This window comes from Pseudarthrobacter sp. NIBRBAC000502771 (assembly GCF_006517215.1).
Taxonomy (GTDB): domain Bacteria; phylum Actinomycetota; class Actinomycetes; order Actinomycetales; family Micrococcaceae; genus Arthrobacter; species Arthrobacter niigatensis.
Genome location: NZ_CP041187.1, coordinates 2,193,019 through 2,206,290 on the forward strand (window position 1 = coordinate 2,193,019; position 13,272 = coordinate 2,206,290).

A 13,272-nucleotide genomic window follows, 5' to 3' on the forward strand; every position below is an offset into this window, starting at 1 on the left:
TGGCCGACCTCTCCGTCATGCCCCGGCTGGAATAGACTTCCAACGGATGGTCGGAGGGCCTGGCGCGGGCCGGGCAGTGCGGAAGGACGGCAGTGGAAGCTTCCCGGGGACTCGAGATTGAGAAGAAGTACGACGTCGATGCCGGCGCCGTGGTGCCGGACCTGGGGCAGGCCGCCGGGGTGGCCCGGACCGGCGCGCCGCACACCGACCTGCTGGAGGCTGTCTACTTCGACACCCCCAACCATGCCTTGGCCGCACGCAGGATCACCCTCCGCCGCCGCACCGGCGGGAAGGATGCCGGGTGGCACCTGAAGCTGCCGCCGCGCGGAGACCAGGCAGCGGGCGAGGGGCCCCAGCAGCGGACGGAGCTGCACGCACCCCTGGGCCGGCCCGACGCCGTCCCCGACGCCCTGCTGACCCACCTTCTTGCGTATCTCAGGGGCGCCGTTCCGGTGCCGGTGGTGAGGCTGGACACCCGGCGCACCACTTACCCCCTGTATGGGGACGACGGCGTCCACCTCGCCGACCTCGCCGACGACCACGTCACTGCTGAACGGCTGGCGGGCCGCGGCAACGACACGCGGCAGGAATGGCGCGAGTGGGAGCTGGAACTGGTCCACGGGAAGCCTGGCCTTTTCGGACCCGTTGAGGAACTGCTCTTGGCTGCCGGAGCGAAGCCGGCCGGACATGCTTCGAAGCTGGCGCGAGCCCTGGGCCCCGGTACCAAGGCGGGAAAGCGTGCCGCCGGGGACGCTGCCGCCGATACCCCGGGCACCACCGCCCCCGCCCTGCTGGCCGGGAAGCGGGCCCCGGCGGCCGCCGTCGTCACCGTCTACGTGGCGCAGCAGGTCGATGCGATCCTTGCGGGCGACAGTGCCGTCCGGCTGGAGGAACCGGAGGCGGTCCACAACATGCGCTCCGCCACCCGGCGCATCCGCTCGGTCCTGGCAGCCTATGCGAAGCTCTTCCGGGCTGCGCCGGTGCGCAAGCTGCGGACCGAACTGAAGTGGCTGGGCCAGCTCCTGGGCCAGCCACGCGACGCCGAGGTCCTGCGGGCGCAGCTCCGCGGGCAGCTGGGTGCACTGCAGTCCGCGGACGGCGTGGAAACGGCCACGGCAAAGGTGGAACAGCGCACGGACGCGGACTACGACGCCGCGTACCGCCTCCTGCAGGAAGCCCTCGGAACGGAGCGCTACTTCCGGCTCCTGGACACGCTTGAGGAGTTCCGTGACAACCCGCCCGTGCGCGCCGATTCGGTGGCGCCGGGACGGCGGGCGGCCGCGAAGGCGGTGGACAAGGCCGCCAAGCGGCTGCAGCGCTCCCGCAAAGCGGCCAAGCGTGCACGGCGCGGAAGGGAGCAGGAACTGGCGCTCCACCGCGTGCGCAAGGATGCCAAGCGGCTGCGCCACGTGGCTGAATCAGCAGTACTGGTGCACGGCAAGCGTGCGGGCAAGGTGGCCAAGGCCGCCCACCGGCAGCAGAAGGTCCTGGGACAACACCAGGACGCCGTGGTGGCCCGCGACCTGCTGGCCGCCATCGCGGCGGAGTACGGCGAGCCCGCCACGGCAGGCATCTATGCGGAGCTGCTCAGCCTGCAGGAGGAACGGATGGCGGCGGCGCAGGCCGCGTACCGGAAGGCCTGGAAGAAATCGCGCGATCTGTTCAGCCGCGGCGTACTCTAAGGCCGGCCCGGCCCTATTTGCCCTGCCGGGCCGACAGCCGGGCCACCGCCAGGGCCAGCCAGAGCTGCACCCGGTCCGCGGTGACCGCGGGGTCGTAGCCGGTCAGCTCCGTGATCTGCGCCAGCCTGTACCTGACGGTGTTGCGGTGCAAGGTGAGTTCCTCCGCCACCGCAGCCACCGAGCCGTTGTTGTTCAGGTAGCTTTCCAGCGTGGCCATCAGCTCAGACCCGTGTGCGGCGTCGAACGAACGCAGGGGATTCAGGGATTCATGCGCCATGTCCGCCAGCGGCACATCCTCGCTGGCGAGCAGCAGCGACGTCAGGCTCAGCCGCTCCGGCTCGTTGACCGGCAATCCATGGCTGGCGGCATCCCGGGCTTCGAAGTAGCTCCAGCGCAGGCCGTTCGGCTTGGTGTACGCCCCGCCGATGCCGATCGTGGCATGGATGCCGGCTTCGGCGAGGTGGTCGCTGAGCCTCCGTGCCAGCGACGGTGCCGTCCCGCCGTCGTCATTGACCACCAGCACCAGGTCCTTGCCCACGACGGCGGCGACCGCCTTCTCCAGCTCCTGCGGCACCGAGGTGCTCCCCAGGGCCTTCCCGTGGGCGGCCGACACGGCCAGCAGCACCACGTTCTTGCGGGTGCTGTTCACGCCCACGCCTGCGAGCCGGCGCTGCGCCTCGCTGGTCTCCAGCGCTCCGTGGATTACGTCCTCCAGCACCTGCCCGCACAGGGCGCGCTGGGCCTGGCGCTGCTTGACCATGTTGTTCAGCTCCACGCTGATCAGGTTCTGCGCGTAGCCAATGATGCCCGTGTCCTCGAACGGCTGGCGCACCCACAGCGTGCAGGCGTCCCGCCGTCCCGTGGGCACGGGATAGCTGGCCCAGGTGTCGGCCGACGGGTGGGCAGCGCTGCTGTTGTACAGCTGGGCCGTGAACTGGGTCAACGCAATGTCGGTGCGCAGCATGCCGCCGAGGTTCTTCAACAGTTCCGCCAGCCCTCCGCCGGTCAGCAGCGCCCGGGCCAGCACCTGGTGCCCCGCGATCAGCCGTTCCAGCTTGGCGTAGTGGTCCGCCGACTGGGCATCCGCCACCAGCTTGGTGATGGCGATGAACGGCGTCTCGTACGGCACCTCCACCACGGGCAGGCCCCAGCGGTTGGCCTCGGCCAGGAGTGCCGGCGGCACCGTCTCATGCGACAACCCAACGCCGAACCCGATGCCCACCGCGCCCGCCCGCTGCACCTGCCGCACAAAGCGGCGCTGCTCGGGAGCGGAACGGAGGCGCAGCCCGGTGGTGAGCACCAGCTCGCCGCCGTTGAGGAACCGTTGCGGATCCTCCAGTTCCGTGACGGCAACCCAGTTAATGTCCTGGTTCCAGGTTGTCTCCGCCACTCCGGCCTTGGCCAGCTTCAGGGAGGACACGCCCACCAGGGCAGCGAGGGAAATGGCCATGAAGCAAGGATAAACGTGAGCTGGGCAACCGCACTAAACCCTCCAAACAAGGGTGTGCAGGTGGCTATTCACCCCGCTAGGGCGCTGGCATAGGCTCGAGGCAGTTCCATCCATCCGTCCCGGGTTCCGTCCGGCCGCCGATGGCCCTTACGAAAGAGGTTGCACACCGTGGTCCAAACCTTGCAGAACTTCATCAACGGGAAGTTCGTCACCCCTGCCGGCACCGACCTGCTGGACGTGGTCAACCCCACCAACGGCGAAGTGGTGGCCCAGGCCCCCGTTTCGGTGCAGGCCGACGTTGACGCGGCCATGGCCGCTGCCAAGGACGCCTTCCGGACCTGGAAGCACGTGACCCCGGGACAGCGGCAGCTGATGCTGCTCAAGCTCGCCGACGCCATCGAGGCCAACAGCGGCGAACTCGTCGAGGCCCAGCACCGCAACACCGGCCAGGTCCGGTCGCTCATCGCGTCCGAGGAAGTGGCAGCCGGCGCCGACCAGCTGCGCTTCTTCGCCGGTGCCGCCAGGATCCTGGAAGGCAAGTCCGCCGGGGAGTACTTCGAGGGGCACACATCCTATGTCCGCCGTGAACCGATCGGCGTGGTGGCCCAGGTGGCCCCGTGGAACTACCCCTTCCTGATGGCCATCTGGAAGATCGGTCCCGCGCTCGCGGCCGGCAACACCGTGGTCCTCAAGCCTTCCGACACCACCCCCGAATCCACGCTGGTCCTGGCGCGCCTGGCGGGTGAAATCCTGCCCGCGGGTGTCCTGAACGTGGTGCTGGGCACCGGCGAAACCGGCGCCATGATGGTGGAGCACAAGGTCCCCGGCCTGGTGTCCATTACGGGCTCTGTGCGCGCGGGAATCGCAGTGGCCTCGGGTGCCGCCAAGGGCCTCAAGCGTGCCCACCTGGAGCTTGGCGGCAAGGCCCCGGCCATCGTGTTCGCCGACGCCGACATCAAGAAGAGCGCCGCGGCCATCGCCGAGTTCGCGTTCTTCAACGCCGGCCAGGACTGCACGGCCATTACCCGCGTCCTGGTGCAGGACTCAGTGCACGACGACGTCGTGGCCGCCATGGTGGAGCACACCAGGACCCTGCACACAGGCTCGCAGAACGACGAAGAGAACTACTTCGGCCCGTTGAACAACGTGAACCACTTCAACGCCGTGACCTCCGTGGTGGAGAACCTGCCGGCCAACTGTCGGATCGAAACCGGCGGCCACCGCGCGGGGGAGAAGGGCTACTTCTTCGAACCCACCATCATCACCGGTGCCAAGCAGACGGACGACGTGGTGCAGAAGGAAACCTTCGGCCCCGTCATTACCGTCCAGAAGTTCAGCACCGAAGAAGAGGCAGTAGCCATGGCCAACGACGTGGACTATGCCCTGGCGTCCAGTGTCTGGACCACCAACCACGGCACTGCCATGCGGCTGAGCCGTGACCTGGACTTCGGTGCCGTGTGGATCAACACCCACATCCTGCTTACCGCCGAAATGCCTCACGGCGGCTTCAAGCAGTCCGGCTACGGCAAGGACCTCTCCATGTACGGCGTGGAGGACTACACGCGCATCAAGCACGTGATGTCCGCCCTCGACTCCTAATTCCGCTCCCACCTGTAAGAAAGAACATCATGACCACCACCGCATCAGACATCACCTTCCGCCTGGAGCAGAAGCGCAACGTCCAGGCCGACTTCCCGGGCCCCAAGTCCGTGGCACTGACTGAGCGCCGCAAGTCCGTGGTGGCTGCCGGCGTCGCCTCCAGCGTCCCGGTCTACGTTGCCGACGCCGACGGCGGCATCATCCACGACGTCGACGGCAACTCCTTCATCGACCTGGGCTCCGGCATCGCGGTGACCAGCGTGGGCGCGTCCGATCCCGCCGTCGTCGGTGCCGTCAAGGAAGCCGTGGAGCACTTCACCCATACCTGCTTCATGGTCACCCCGTACGAAGGCTACGTGGCGGTGGCCGAGCAGCTGAACCGGCTCACCCCGGGCGACCACGAAAAGCGCACCGTCCTCTTCAACTCCGGCGCCGAGGCCGTGGAAAACGCCATCAAGGTGGCCCGCCTGGCCACCGGCCGGGACGCCGTCGTCGCCTTCGACCACGCCTACCACGGCCGCACCAACCTGACCATGGCGCTGACCGCGAAGGCCATGCCGTACAAGACCAACTTCGGCCCGTTCGCGCCCGAGGTCTACCGGATGCCCATGAGCTACCCGTACCGCGAGGAAAACCCCGCCATCACCGGTGCGGAGGCAGCCAAGCGCGCCATCACCATGATCGAGAAGCAGATCGGCGGCGACCAGGTTGCCGCGATCATCATCGAACCCATCCAGGGCGAGGGCGGCTTCATCGTCCCGGCCGAGGGCTTCCTGCCGGCGCTGGCCGCCTGGGCCAAGGAGAAGGGCATCGTCTTCATCGCCGACGAGGTCCAGTCCGGCTTCTGCCGCACGGGTGAATGGTTCGCCGTCAACCACGAAGGCATTGTCCCGGACATCATGACGATGGCCAAGGGCATCGCCGGCGGCATGCCGCTGTCCGCCATTACCGGCCGCGCCGACCTGCTGGATGCCGTGCACCCCGGTGGCCTGGGCGGCACCTACGGCGGCAACCCCGTGGCCTGCGCGGCTGCGTTGGCGTCCATCGGCTCCATGGAGGAGTACAACCTGAACGGCCGCGCCCGCCACATCGAATCCGTTGCCATGGCGCGCCTCCAGGAACTGCAGTCCGAGCTTGCCGCTGCCGGGACCGGCGTGATCGGCGATGTCCGCGGCCGTGGCGCCATGCTCGCCGTCGAACTTGTCCAGGCCGGTTCCAAGGAGCCGAACCCGGAGCTGACCAAGGCTGTTGCCGCCGCCTGCCTGAAGGAAGGCGTCATCATCCTCACCTGCGGCACCTACGGCAACGTCATCCGCCTGCTGCCCCCGCTGGTCATCACCGATGAACTGCTGGCAGACGGCCTGGAAGTCCTCGCCGCCGCCATCAAGGCCCACGCCTAGCCGGCACAGCTTTACCCGAAAACCAATGAGGGTGGGCCCGCAACTGCGGGCCCACCCTCCTTGGCTTAAGTGTTGGTCAGGCGGCCTGCCGGAGCGCTGCCTTGCGGGCCAGGGAATTCCTGCGCGTGGTCCGCAGCATGTCCACGGTCAGCAGAAGCAGGGCCAGCCATACCACCCCGAAGCCGATCCAGCGTTCAGCAGTCATGGCCTCCCGGAACACCAGCAGCGCCACCAGGAACTGCAGGACGGGGGCGAAATACTGCAGCAGTCCGATGGTGGTCATGGGCAACCGCCGCGCCGAGGCGCCGAAGAAGAGCAGCGGGACGGCGGTGATCACGCCGGATGCGAGCAGCAGCCAGAAGTGCCCCGCCCCCTGGGACGTGAGCGTGGAGCTGCCGCTTGCGGCCAGGACAACCATGGCGACGGCGGCCAGCGGGGCGAGCACCATGGTCTCCACGCTGAGGCTGGTGATGGCGTCCACCCTCGATCCCACCCGGTTCTTGACGAAGCCGTACAGGCCAAAGCTGAACGCCAGGGTCAGCGCGATCCACGGCAGTTTCCCGTAGGAGTAGGTGAGTACGCCCACCGCCACGAAGCCGACGCCGACGGCGGTCCACTGCAGCGGCCGCAGCCTTTCCTTCAGGACCAGCACCCCCAGCAGCACGGAAACCAGCGGGTTGATGAAATACCCCAGCGACGTTTCCACCGCCTGACCCGTTGTGACCCCATAGGTGTAGGTCAGCCAGTTGATGGCGATCAGGAACGCCGCCAGCGCCAGGGAACCAAAGACCCGCCGGTCCCGTAGCGCCACCGCGAGCACACCCCACGACCTGGTCACCGTGATCAGCAGGGCGCAGAACAGCAAGGACCACACCACGCGGTTGGCCACGATCTCGACGGCGCCCGCCGGCATCAGGATGTAGAAGTACAGCGGGAGCATCCCCCACAAAACGTATGCGCCGATGCCGAACAGCAGGCCCGCCGTGGAATCCCTGGCGACTGCCTTGGGGCCCGCGGGCACCGCATCACCTGCCGTTGAGCGTGACGTGGGGGAGGTGGCTACGGGGGTTCCTTCTGGCATGGGCACGCTGTCCATAACAGCAGCCCGCGGGCAGGTATTCCAGCAGGTGGGCGTGTATTCCGGAAAATAGTCAGTAGGCTTGCTTTCATGACTCGTGTCCGTTTCCGGGAGCCCGCGCCGTGAGGCTCCGCCGCAGCAACGCCTCGGGCCGCGGCTACCGCAGGGTTGCCGCCGGCAAGGGCTTCAGTTACCGGGACCTGGATGGCTCCACCCTTCCACCGGGTCCCGTCCGGGACCGCCTGGAAAGCATCGGCATCCCGCCGGCCTGGACCGACGTCTGGATCGCCCCTTTTGACAACGGCCACATCCAGGCGACCGGAGTGGACGCCGTGGGGCGGCGCCAGTACATCTATCATCCCGAGTGGCGCGAGCGTAAGGACCGGGTGAAATTTGACCGGTCCCTCCAGTTGGCCGAATCGCTGCCCGCAGCCCGGCGGCTGGTCACCATGGACCTGCGTGGTGAAGGCTTCTCCCGTGAGCGCGTCCTGGCAGGGGCGTTCCGGATGCTGGACAGCGGATCCCTGCGGGTGGGCTCGGAACGCTACACGAACGAGAACGGCAGCAGGGGCCTGGCCACCCTCCTGTGCGCCCACGTCCAGGTGCGGAAGGACCGGATCCTGCTGCGTTTCCCGGCCAAGAGCGGCAAGGACTGGGAATCGGAAATCCGCGACGCCGACCTCGCCGCCCTCCTGCGCCTGCTCAAACGGCGGGGACCGAACGCCCGGCTCCTGGCCTACAAAGAGGGCAGGACCTGGCGGCCGGTTACCAGCGCGGACATCAATGCCTACGTGAAGGAGCGGACCGGCTCGGACTTCACCGCCAAGGACTTCCGGACCCTTCGCGGAACGGTGGCCGCTGCGTCCAGCCTGGCACGGACCGGGGTCCAGCGGACTGCCGCCAAACGGAAAAGGGCCATCAGCCGCGCGATGTTCGAGGCCGCCGAAACACTGGGCAACACCCCCTCCATCGCGCGCAAAAGCTACGTGGACCCGCGGGTGGTGGACCACTACCACGACGGTGAAACCATCGATCCGAAGCGCCTGGACTCGGCGGAATCAGAACTCAGGGCCCTCCTGTACCGCGAAGGCAAGGTGGTGGCCCTTGCCGCCAACTAGAATGGGGGACTGTGCGCTGCACTATGCGGCGCACCCTCATGAAACATGAGCAGGACCAGTTCAGAAGGGTTCCCGGTGTCCAATCACAGCGAAACCGCCGCCAACCGTCCCCTCCGCGTCGCCATCGTCGGCGCGGGACCGGCAGGAGTCTATGCTGCGGACATCCTCACCAAGTCCAGCGGGGTAAAGGACGGCGACTTCCAGGTCAGCATCGACCTCTTCGAGGCCTACCCGGCGCCCTACGGATTGATCAGGTACGGCGTGGCACCGGACCATCCCCGGATCAAGGGCATCGTGAACGCCCTCCACAAGGTCCTGGACCGCGGCGACATCCGGTTCCTGGGCAACGTGACCTACGGCCGGGACCTCACCCTGCACGATTTCCGGGCCTTCTATGACGCCGTGATTTTCTCCACCGGCGCCATCAAGGACGCGGACCTGGACATTCCCGGCATCGATCTGCGCGGTTCTTTCGGCGGCGCCGATTTCGTCTCCTGGTACGACGGCCACCCGGACGTGCCGCGGGAGTGGCCGCTGGAGGCGAAGGAAATCGCGGTGATCGGCAACGGCAACGTGGCCCTGGACGTGGCCCGCATGCTGGTCAAGCACCCCGAGGAACTGCTCACCACGGAGATCCCGGACAACGTCTACCAGGGCCTGAAGGCGTCCCCCGTCACGGACGTGCACGTCTTTGGCCGCCGCGGCCCCGCCCAGGTCAAGTTCACCCCGCTGGAGCTGCGGGAACTGAGCCACATGGATGATGTGGACATTGTCCTCTACCCCGAGGATTTCGAATTCGACGACGCGTCGGACGAGGCCATCCGCACCAACAACCAGGTCAAGACCATGGTGAACACCCTTACCAACTGGCTGGTGGAGGAGCACGCGGAGTCGGACAACCCTTCCTCCCGCAGGCTGCACCTGCACTTCCTGCACAGCCCCGTTGAAGTGCTCGACGACGGCACGGGCAAAGTGGGCGGCATCAAGTTCGAGCGCATGCAGCTGGACGGGACCGGCAACGCCAAGGGCACGGGGGAGTACGTGGAGTACCCGGTCCAGGCCGTCTACCGGGCCATCGGCTACCACGGCTCCGCCCTGGACGAACTGGAGTATGACGCCAAGCGGGGCGTCATCCCGAACGAAGGCGGCCGGGTCCTCGATGCCGAAGGCAACCCCGTTCCGGGCATCTACACCACCGGCTGGATCAAGCGCGGCCCCGTGGGCCTGATCGGCCACACCAAGGGCGACGCACTGGAGACCATCGGCTTCCTGCTGGAGGACCGGTTGAACCTCCCGGCGGCCAAGAACCCGGACCCCCAGGCCATCATCGACCTGCTTGAGGAACGCGGCATCGAATACACCACCTGGGACGGGTGGAACAAGCTCGACGCCCATGAGGCGGGACTGGGTGCCGCCTGGACCGGGCCCGACGGCCTGGACCATGTAGTCCGCGAGCGCATCAAGGTGGTGCCGCGCGAGGAGATGATCCGCATCTCCCGCGGCTGACCCCTACCCCTGGCGGGGCATTCGAGTTAATCTGATTAACATGAATACGGCCGGGGCGGGAACCCGTCCCTACAGCTCCCCCAAGCGTGCCACCTCTGCGCAGGAAACCGGGCGCCGGATCCTGCAGGCAACGCTGGGCCTCTTCATGGAGGGGCCCATCGCCGACGTGACGCTGAACGCCGTTGCGGCCCGCGCAGGGGTGACCGTCCAGACCGTTATCCGCCGCTACGGCGACCGCCTGGGCCTGATCCACGCCACCGCGGAATCCGCTTCAGCGGAGGTTGCCGGCCAGCGAGGTGCCGCTCCTCCCGGCGACGTACCCGCCGCCGTCGACAATCTCCTGGAGCACTACGAAACCACCGGCGCCCTGGCCCTGAAGATGCTGGCCGAGGAGGAAACTTCCCCCGTGCTCGCCGAGATCACCGAAGGCGGGCGGCAGTTCCACCGGGAGTGGTGCGAACGCGTCTTCGCGCCCTTCCTGACGGATGACTTCCTGCCGGACGGGGTGGAGCGGAAGCGCCGCTTTGCCCAGTTCGTCGCCCTCTGCGACGTCTACACCTGGAAACTGCTGCGCCTCGATGCCGGGCTCAGCCGCGACCAGGTGGCCCACTGCCTGCTCGAAATGCTGGAACCCTTCATCCGGAGGCCCTGATGTCCACCGTCCTTGCCTACACCTCTCCCGCCATCGGCCACCTTTTCCCGATGGTCCCGCTGCTCCAGGAGCTGAAGGCCCGCGGCCATGATGTCCACGTCCGTACCCTGCGCCGGCAGGTCCCGCTGCTGCTGGAGGCGGGGTTCCATGCCGGACCGGTAGATGACCGGATACTCGCGGTCGAGGCCGCTGACTACCGTTCCAACAACGCGAAGGCGGCCTTGGCTTCCAGCGTGGAGACCTTCACGGCCCGTGCCAGGTTCGACGCCCCGGACCTGCAGCAGGCCATTGCTGACGTTCGCCCCGACCTGCTGCTCATCGACATCAACGCCTGGGGAGCCCGCATCCAAGCCGAATCCTCGGGGCTGCCGTGGGCCACCTTCAGCCCTTACACCCCGCCGCTGCAGTCGAGGGGAACCCCGCCGTTCGGACCCGGGCTTGCGCCCATGTCCGGCCCGCTGGGGAGGGCCCGTGATGCACTGGCCCGCCGCCTGGTGATCGGCGCCGTGGAAAAGCTGATGCTGCCGCACATCAACTCGCTGCGGGCGGAGCTGTCCGCCGGCCAGCTTCCACCCGTCAGCGGTGCGGACGAGATGTTCCGCACCGCGCCGCTGATGCTCGTGGCCACGTCGCAGCCGTTCGAGTACCCGCATCCGGACTGGGGCCCGGATGTGCGGATGATCGGCGCCCTCGCCTGGGAACCGCCGGCCGAACCTCCGGCCTGGCTCCGGGACGGCCAGGGCCCCGTGGTCCTGGTGACCACGTCCTCCGAGTACCAGGCGGACGAAGCCATTGTGCGGACCGCCCTGGCCGGACTTGCCGGGGAGCCCTTCACCGTCGTCGCCACCCTCCCGGCAGCCCGGACCGGCTCGGCAGGTGCCGCCAAAGCCGCCGGCACGGACCATTTCGGGCCTTTGCCGGCCAATGCGCGGCTGGAGTATTTCGTCCCGCATGGACCTGTCCTCGAGCGGGCAGCGGTGGCCATCACCCACGGCGGGATGGGCGCCACGCAGAAAGCGCTGGCACAGGGAGTACCCGTGGTGGTGGTCCCGTTTGGCCGCGACCAGCACGAGGTGGCAGCGCGGGTGGCAGCGGCCGACGCCGGGGTGCGGCTGAGCCGGAAACACCTTACTCCGGAGCGGCTCCGGGCAGCCGTCCAGCAGGCCCTGGGCAAGGCGCCTGGCGCGCGGCGCGTCGCCGCCGGCTACGCTGCCGCGGGCGGAGCAGTTGCAGGGGTGGATGCGCTGGAGGAACTGGTCCGGGTGCGCCGGTGACACAGGGGTGTTGTCCGGCTATGCTGGCTGGGCCACCTTCCAGCCGTGCCTCGCCGGACAAGACTCCGGAACGGGAGTTCGATGACGAACCTGCTCCACCCTGAACCGCGCCAGCGTGCCGCACTGGCCGGCCATGAGCGCCTTGGATCGGACCCCGGCGCCGCCACCCCCGAGATCCCGGGGCTGCGCAACCTCATCAGGGAGTCTTGGCAGCGCTCGGCGGGCTTCAAGGCCAACCCTGACAATGCGGCCGCGCCGCTGGCCCTCGACTGGGACGAGCTGGAGGACTACCGCCGGCAGCACCCCCTGGCCGCGATCATGCCGGTCATCAACAAATTGCTGGTCCAGCCCAGCCATGACAGCGGGCTCCTGGTTGCGGTGGGCGACGAGGTGGGCAGGCTCCTGTGGGTGGACGGCGACCCCACGCTCCAGCGCCGCGCCGAAGGCATGATGTTCGTCCCCGGCGCGGACTGGTCCGAGGCCAGTGTTGGCACCAGTGCCCCGGGAACGGCCCTGGCCCTGGGCAAGGGCATCCAGATCGCCGGCGCCGAGCATTACCAGCGGACAGTCCATCCCTGGAGCTGCACCGCCGTCCCCTTCCACGACCCCGATTCCGGCGCCGTGCTGGGCGTGGTGGACATTACCGGAACGGCCACCGCGGTGGCGCCGCATACGTTGTCGCTCGTGGAGGCCACGGTGGCGGCCGCGCAGGCGCAGCTGCGGGTGGAGCGCCTGCAGCACGCGGCGGAGCTGGCCAGGAAGCCCGTGCGACGGCGGTCCCCGGCTGCCGCCGGACGCGGCGGCAGTGCCACGGAAGGCAGCCTCTACCGCAACAGCCTGCAGCTGCTGGGGCGCGACCAGGCCCTCCTCAGCCTTGGCGGCAGGACCGTTTCCCTGTCCGCGCGGCACAGCGAGATCCTGGCCCTGCTGAGCGCCCATCCGAAAGGACTCAGCGCCGAGGAACTCTCTTCGCTGCTCTACCCGGGGGATGGCTCCACCATCACGCTGCGGGCAGAGATGGTCCGGCTGCGCAAGGTCGTCCAGCAGCTGAGCCCCGACGCCGTTCCAGGCTCACGCCCTTACCGGCTCCCCCTGGACCTCGTGCCGGACACCGGCCAGGTGCTCAGCTGCCTGCAGCGCGGTGCGCACCGGATTGCCCTGGAGATCTACCGCGGCGAGGTGCTGCCGCGCTCGGAGGCGCCCGGCATTCTCGACCTTCGGACCAGGGTGTCGTCCCTGCTCCGGGAGGCGGTCCTCACGGACGGCAGTGCCGAGTCCCTGCTCAAGTACGCTGCGCTCCCGGAGGCCAGGGACGACGTCGTCATCCGCCGCGCCGCGCTCCGCCTCCTGCCGCCGCGCTCACCCAAGCGGGCCGCCGTGGTGGCCGACCTGGAACGGCTGGAAGCCGAACTGCACGCCTGAACGGCGGCCGGTGTGGTGGAACTTGTCGAAACCGGGTCTGGACAAGTCCACCCCCGGTTGTGACCTGCGTCGCATCGTTGCAACCTGGCTG

At 68.3% G+C, this 13,272-nt stretch carries 10 protein-coding genes; 8 read left to right on the forward strand and 2 right to left on the reverse strand.

What is annotated here, in order from left to right; translation table 11 throughout:
- Window positions 1–92 precede the first annotated feature (92 nt).
- Window positions 93–1,682 (forward strand): CYTH and CHAD domain-containing protein, encoded by a 1,590-nt coding sequence (locus NIBR502771_RS10270; RefSeq protein ID WP_141159668.1) that lies wholly within the window; start codon window positions 93–95, stop codon window positions 1,680–1,682.
- A gap of 13 nt (window positions 1,683–1,695) precedes the next feature.
- Here NIBR502771_RS10270 and NIBR502771_RS10275 read toward each other — a convergent pair whose 3' ends face one another.
- On the reverse strand, window positions 1,696–3,132 hold the full coding sequence (locus tag NIBR502771_RS10275) for a PucR family transcriptional regulator (RefSeq protein WP_141159669.1): 1,437 nt from the start codon (window positions 3,130–3,132) through the stop codon (window positions 1,696–1,698).
- A gap of 168 nt (window positions 3,133–3,300) precedes the next feature.
- Here NIBR502771_RS10275 and NIBR502771_RS10280 point away from each other — a divergent pair, with 168 nt between their 5' ends.
- Complete coding sequence (locus NIBR502771_RS10280; RefSeq protein WP_141159670.1) at window positions 3,301–4,731, forward strand: aminobutyraldehyde dehydrogenase; 1,431 nt, start codon at window positions 3,301–3,303, stop codon at window positions 4,729–4,731.
- A 29-nt stretch (window positions 4,732–4,760) separates the two neighbouring features.
- Window positions 4,761–6,131, forward strand: a complete 1,371-nt coding sequence (gene gabT / locus NIBR502771_RS10285) for a 4-aminobutyrate--2-oxoglutarate transaminase (protein WP_141159671.1) — start codon at window positions 4,761–4,763, stop codon at window positions 6,129–6,131.
- A gap of 76 nt (window positions 6,132–6,207) precedes the next feature.
- Here gabT and rarD read toward each other — a convergent pair whose 3' ends face one another.
- Window positions 6,208–7,212 (reverse strand): EamA family transporter RarD, encoded by a 1,005-nt coding sequence (gene rarD, locus NIBR502771_RS10290; RefSeq protein ID WP_141159672.1) that lies wholly within the window; start codon window positions 7,210–7,212, stop codon window positions 6,208–6,210.
- A 119-nt stretch (window positions 7,213–7,331) separates the two neighbouring features.
- On the opposite strand from rarD, the gene NIBR502771_RS10295 reads away from it, so the two are divergent.
- The 5 genes from NIBR502771_RS10295 (at window position 7,332) to NIBR502771_RS10315 (ending at window position 13,181) form a co-directional block, all read left to right on the forward strand.
- The gene (locus NIBR502771_RS10295) at window positions 7,332–8,327 is read left to right on the forward strand and encodes a DNA topoisomerase IB (protein ID WP_141159673.1); all 996 of its coding nucleotides are present in this window, start codon (window positions 7,332–7,334) and stop codon (window positions 8,325–8,327) included.
- Window positions 8,328–8,372: 45 nt separating this feature from the next.
- Entirely contained in the window at window positions 8,373–9,833 is a 1,461-nt protein-coding gene (locus tag NIBR502771_RS10300; RefSeq protein ID WP_371706644.1) for an FAD-dependent oxidoreductase, read from the forward strand.
- Between the two features lie 40 nt (window positions 9,834–9,873).
- Window positions 9,874–10,485, forward strand: a complete 612-nt coding sequence (locus NIBR502771_RS10305) for a TetR/AcrR family transcriptional regulator (protein ID WP_141159675.1) — start codon at window positions 9,874–9,876, stop codon at window positions 10,483–10,485.
- On the forward strand, window positions 10,485–11,759 hold the full coding sequence (locus tag NIBR502771_RS10310; protein WP_141159676.1) for a glycosyltransferase: 1,275 nt from the start codon (window positions 10,485–10,487) through the stop codon (window positions 11,757–11,759). Before NIBR502771_RS10305 ends, NIBR502771_RS10310 begins: the two co-directional genes overlap by 1 nt.
- 81 nt (window positions 11,760–11,840) lie before the next feature.
- Window positions 11,841–13,181, forward strand: a complete 1,341-nt coding sequence (locus NIBR502771_RS10315) for a GAF domain-containing protein (protein ID WP_141159677.1) — start codon at window positions 11,841–11,843, stop codon at window positions 13,179–13,181.
- Window positions 13,182–13,272: the final 91 nt, after the last annotated feature.

What these genes read in the sequence shown, in the direction of transcription:
- NIBR502771_RS10310 (WP_141159676.1), top strand. Translation starts at nt 10,485, where the DNA reads ATGTCCACCGTCCTTGCCTACACCTCTCCCGCCATCGGCCACCTTTTC.
- rarD (WP_141159672.1), bottom strand. Translation starts at nt 7,212, where the DNA reads ATGCCAGAAGGAACCCCCGTAGCCACCTCCCCCACGTCACGCTCAACG.
- NIBR502771_RS10300 (WP_371706644.1), top strand. Translation starts at nt 8,373, where the DNA reads ATGAGCAGGACCAGTTCAGAAGGGTTCCCGGTGTCCAATCACAGCGAA.
- NIBR502771_RS10315 (WP_141159677.1), top strand. Translation starts at nt 11,841, where the DNA reads ATGACGAACCTGCTCCACCCTGAACCGCGCCAGCGTGCCGCACTGGCC.
- NIBR502771_RS10275 (WP_141159669.1), bottom strand. Translation starts at nt 3,132, where the DNA reads ATGGCCATTTCCCTCGCTGCCCTGGTGGGCGTGTCCTCCCTGAAGCTG.
- NIBR502771_RS10305 (WP_141159675.1), top strand. Translation starts at nt 9,874, where the DNA reads ATGAATACGGCCGGGGCGGGAACCCGTCCCTACAGCTCCCCCAAGCGT.
- gabT (WP_141159671.1), top strand. Translation starts at nt 4,761, where the DNA reads ATGACCACCACCGCATCAGACATCACCTTCCGCCTGGAGCAGAAGCGC.